The organism is Desulfonatronospira sp. (assembly GCA_003563255.1).
Lineage (GTDB): Bacteria > Desulfobacterota > Desulfovibrionia > Desulfovibrionales > Desulfonatronovibrionaceae > Desulfonatronospira.
This window is the reverse complement of record PWSL01000499.1, coordinates 1-4,401: the sequence shown is the minus strand read 5'-3', so window position 1 is coordinate 4,401 and position 4,401 is coordinate 1. Positions and strand designations below refer to the sequence as shown.

5 protein-coding genes are annotated in these 4,401 nt (G+C 50.1%); all 5 read left to right on the top strand.

What is annotated here, in order from left to right:
• The first annotated feature begins 380 nt into the window (after nt 1-380).
• Nucleotides 381-1,700, top strand: a complete 1,320-nt coding sequence (locus QZP87_RS14610; RefSeq protein WP_291323659.1) for a M48 family metalloprotease — start codon at nt 381-383, stop codon at nt 1,698-1,700.
• Nucleotides 1,701-1,722: 22 nt separating this feature from the next.
• A complete protein-coding gene (locus QZP87_RS14605; RefSeq protein ID WP_291323658.1) occupies nt 1,723-2,112 on the top strand; it encodes a DUF3568 family protein in 390 nt (129 codons plus the stop codon).
• 38 nt (nt 2,113-2,150) lie between these two features.
• Entirely contained in the window at nt 2,151-2,957 is an 807-nt protein-coding gene (locus QZP87_RS14600; RefSeq protein WP_291323657.1) for a hypothetical protein, read from the top strand.
• Nucleotides 2,958-3,748: 791 nt separating this feature from the next.
• Nucleotides 3,749-4,102: a four helix bundle protein gene (locus QZP87_RS15650; protein ID WP_363331028.1), complete on the top strand. Its 354-nt coding sequence runs from the start codon at nt 3,749-3,751 to the stop codon at nt 4,100-4,102.
• A gap of 187 nt (nt 4,103-4,289) precedes the next feature.
• A partial coding sequence (locus QZP87_RS14595; protein WP_291323660.1) for a DUF433 domain-containing protein occupies nt 4,290-4,401 on the top strand: 112 nt, incomplete at its 3' end.

Sequence of the window (4,401 nt, the reverse complement as noted above, 5' to 3'; positions counted from 1 at the left end):
CCTTTTGGCCTGGCTTCCGCCTGTCCCGTTTAATTGCTCGCAGAGCAAGCCCGAAGGGCATTAAACTGGGAGCCAGGACAAAAATGATTTTCTCTTCATCTATCTCTTAATCTATGCCTGCCACGCGTCTTTGGCGTGGTTAATCCTGTCAAAAAAGCTCTTTTCTTTATTGGGTTGCGGGCAAAGCCCGCCTTAGATTAACACTTGTCCCCAATTTAGACGGGTTAAAAAGTTTTATAAGTGTCGCTGTAGTGTAAAAACATTAGTGCAGGGAGAACCTGGCCCCCTCAAGGCTCTATGCCTGCGGGCTGGAAGCCAGACCACATGCAAAGATCTGAACAGATACCTCTCAAATAACCATAGAACCAATTTACAAACTCATGATAGTCAAGCAGTTCGAAAAAACTTCCAGACGTCTAAGCCGCAGGCACTTCCTGTATCTTGCAGGAGCGGGTTCCCTGTACCTGGTTGCGGGGTGCGCCACCCATCCAGTTACAGGTAGATCGCAGTTTATGCTCATGTCCGAGAGTCAGGAGATTGAGGTGGATAAGACCAATTCCCCGCACCAGATTTCCGCTGATTACGGGGTGGTCCAGGACAGAAATCTCAACTCATATGTGGCCGGAGTGGGCCAGGATATCGCTTCAAAAAGCCACCGTCCTCAGATGCCCTATTCCTTCAACACCCTGAATGCCCCTTATATAAACGCTTATGCCTTTCCAGGCGGTACAATCGGCATCACCCGCGGCATCCTGCTGGAACTCCAGGACGAGGCCGAACTGGCCTCTCTCATCGGCCATGAAGTAGGCCACGTAACAGCCAGGCATACAGCACAGAGGATGACCCGTGGTATGCTGGCCTCTCTGGTATTTGCGGGTGCCGCGGCAGCTGCCGGGCCCCAGTGGGAAGGTGTTGTGGCCGGACTGGGCAACATCGGGGCCGGGGCTCTGCTGGCCAGCTACAGCCGCAACCAGGAAAGAGAGGCCGATGAACTTGGCCTGGAATACATGGCCCGGTCCGACTACAATCCTGAAGGCTTTATAGGTTTAATGAAGATGTTGAAAGAGTTGTCCGGGGAGGACAGGGCTGCCCTGGACCTGTTATTCTCTACCCACCCTATGAGCAGCGAGCGCTACCAGACTGCAGTCAACCGGGTCCGCTCGGATTATGCCAAAAACAGTAAACCCCTGTACCGGGAAAGATACATGGACAATACAGCGGGTTTGAGAAAGATTAAAAAGGCTGTCCAGGAAATGCAGGCAGGCGACGACCTGATGATGCAGGAGCAGCGGCAGAAGGCCAGGCAGAGCTATGACTCGGCCCTGCGGGCCGCACCCGGGGATTACGCTGCCAACCTCAAGATGGCCAAGTGCCTTCTAAGCCTTGAAAACAGCTCTGAAGCGAAAAAATTCGCCAGAGCCGCCCACGAAATTTATCCCAGGGAGCCCCAGTCCAGACACGTAATGGGTATTGCCTGTATCAGAGAAAATAATTATGAACAGGCTCTGGAGGAATTTTCAGCTTATCACGAACAGCTCCCTGGCAATCCCAACACCGTGTTTTTTCAGGGCTACAGCCTCGAGGGCATGAGCCGCAGAAGTCAGGCAGCCCAGAAGTATTCCGCCTACCTCCAGCAGGTAAACCAGGGACAATACGCCGAGCACGCCTACAACAGGCTCCAGGAGTGGGGATATATCTAACTCTCAATATTTGGAGAACCAAATGAAAATCATCAGACAAAAAACAGGCATTCTGCTTTTTATTTTTCTCTGCCTCAATCTTTCCGGGTGCATGTTCGCGCTGGGTGGAGCTGCAGGGGGAGGGGCAGCCATATATTACAAGGGCTGGCTGAGGGAAAACGTAGCCCATAACATGCATGAAGTGCATCAAGCATCTCTCAAGGCCATGGAAACCAAAAACATCACCCTGGAACAGGAAACCAGAAAAACAGACGAAATCAGGCTGCAAGGCAATTACATGGATGGCACCAGCGTCTGGATCAATATCAAGCACCAGACCACAAATACCTCTGAGATAAGAATCCGGGTGGGCGTTCTAGGTGACGAAACCCGTTCCCGGGCCATCTGGGATGAGGCCCGCAGAAACATGTAGCCGGTTCAGAGTCCAGCTCTTATCCTAAAAGGCATTGCATGAGCACCATTGAACAGCGTACCGAAGAACGTCTGCCCCTGGAGATGGCTATCCTGCCTTTTCTGGCTTCCAGAGATGAGGATTATCAGCCCTTTCAGTATATCCTTCAGGATTTCAGCCAGAACGGGGTACGCATAGCAATCCCATACTGGCTGCAAAGCCGGGAGGTGCTGGGCCAGGGGGACAGGATAAACCTGCACCTACCTTACAAGTTCAGGGGACAGAGCAGAAACCAGGGCAGCGTGGCCTGGCAGACCTGGGACGACGAGGCCCGGGCCCAGATATGTGGAGTAGCCCTTGACAAGAGTTTTCCGGAAACATATCCGGTTTTCATTTCCCTGGAAACCAGGGAGATGGTGATCGGGCTGGAAAATTTTGATGATGAGGCAGGTCTGTTGCTGCTGGTCTTAAAGGACATCGCCCTTCTCAAGAGAGGCATGCTCATCTACCTGGAACATCTGGCTACTTACTTTACCAGGGTTTCTGAATTTTCCAGGCAGGATTACGCGGTTTTTCGTAATGTTATCATCAATGATATCAAAAAAGGTCTGCAGAAAAACCATAATTACCTGGCTTCACTTTACTCCATGGCCTTAGAAAGGCATAGTCAGCATCTGGATATCATGGAAATCCTGGATGTCGACGAACTGAGAAAAAGTGTGCAGTCAGAGGTATACGTGGACCTTTTCAGTTCTGTCCTGCGCATTGAAACCATCAACATGTACCTCATGGCCCTGAAAACCCTGGAAAAAAAAAGCTACAACAACTACAATACCCTGGTCATGCTTTACCTGAACAGCCTTTGAGCCTGACCCTGCAACGACCCATATTCATACTCAGGAAAACTGAATTAACCTCCACTTATTATCACTACAGCGACGTATCTGTTTAGCGCTTTTAAGGAAAGCAGGGGACAGGCACTCCGAGACCCACTTGAGCATCAATTTGTGCTCAAAATGACTCATTTTCATAAATCATGGCCGGGATAATGGCTTTTTTGCGCTCAAACCTGCGTCTTTTCTCAGGCTTTATCCATGCCGGATGCTTTTTTTCCAGTGGATTAGGCCCCTTTCCCCTCTGTGCCAATGAGAGTGAGACACCAACCGTTTGATTTTGAGCATGCATAGTACATGGTAGAAAGAAAATTGGTTTCACCGCCAAAAAAAAAGACGGATTACGGGGCTTAAGTTTACAAAACGCGTCCGGCGCGAAGTGTCAACTTAAGGTTGGCATGCTGGAATGCTGGGATACTGGACTCCGGCCTCTCCGAACTGGATAGCTTTCTGAGCAGGAAGCCATAGGGGCCTACGCCCCGGAGGGGATGCTGGGATGCACATATCCAGGGGCGGATGGCTTAAGTTGACTGAATGCGTCCGGCACGGAATGTCAACTTGAGGGTTTAAGTTTACAGCTTGGGTCCGGCCCCGATGAAATAAGAAGACCCCAGTGTACTGGAAGAGAGTACACGAGGCAGGTATTTCATGGGGCAGGAAGTACACGGAGCAGGTATTTCATAGGGCAAGCGCGGAGTGTGAACTTGGCGGGGTGGGGGTAATTATAGTGTGGCTCTCGGAAGCAGCATAAGGCCAGGCCTCTCATGCCCAAACATAGGTTGTCTGTTGTTAGTTGTAAGTTGCAGGTTATGAAGCACTGGAAAGATCTACTTGTATGGCAGAAGAGTCATGAGCTGGTTTTATCAGTTTACCGTATAACATCTGATTTTCCCAAAAGCGAACGATATGGCATTGTTGACCAGACAAGACGCTCAGCTGCTTCGATACCTGCGAATATTGTGGAAGGACACTCTCGTAATTCACAAAAGGACTTGAGCTTACGCGGGTCAGACCCCATGCCTTTACCAGGGCAGGCCGGGCAGGCCCGAAACGTGCAAAAAGTCAGCTTGATTTTGTATGCCTGGGACACCCAGCGGCCCGGATCATGCCCCGAATGAAGATTATTCAGCATATGGGGGGTTGGATAATAGGTTTGAATGGGAAATTGAACTGGAAAATATCAATGATATCAATGCATAACAGAAAATTCCGCATGCCTTCAGTGAAAATTGCTGTGTATCGTCAATGATACTGGATGTTTACAGAAACAGCTTGGGGTCAGACCCCAATGGCTAAAATCCAGATGTGCTTCGCGGAAAGCCTGTTATCAAGGGGACGCGAATTTCTGTGGAATTAATTGTTCGCAAGCTGGGTGAAGGAAGCACTATAGAGGATATTTTGGAAGGCTATCCCAATT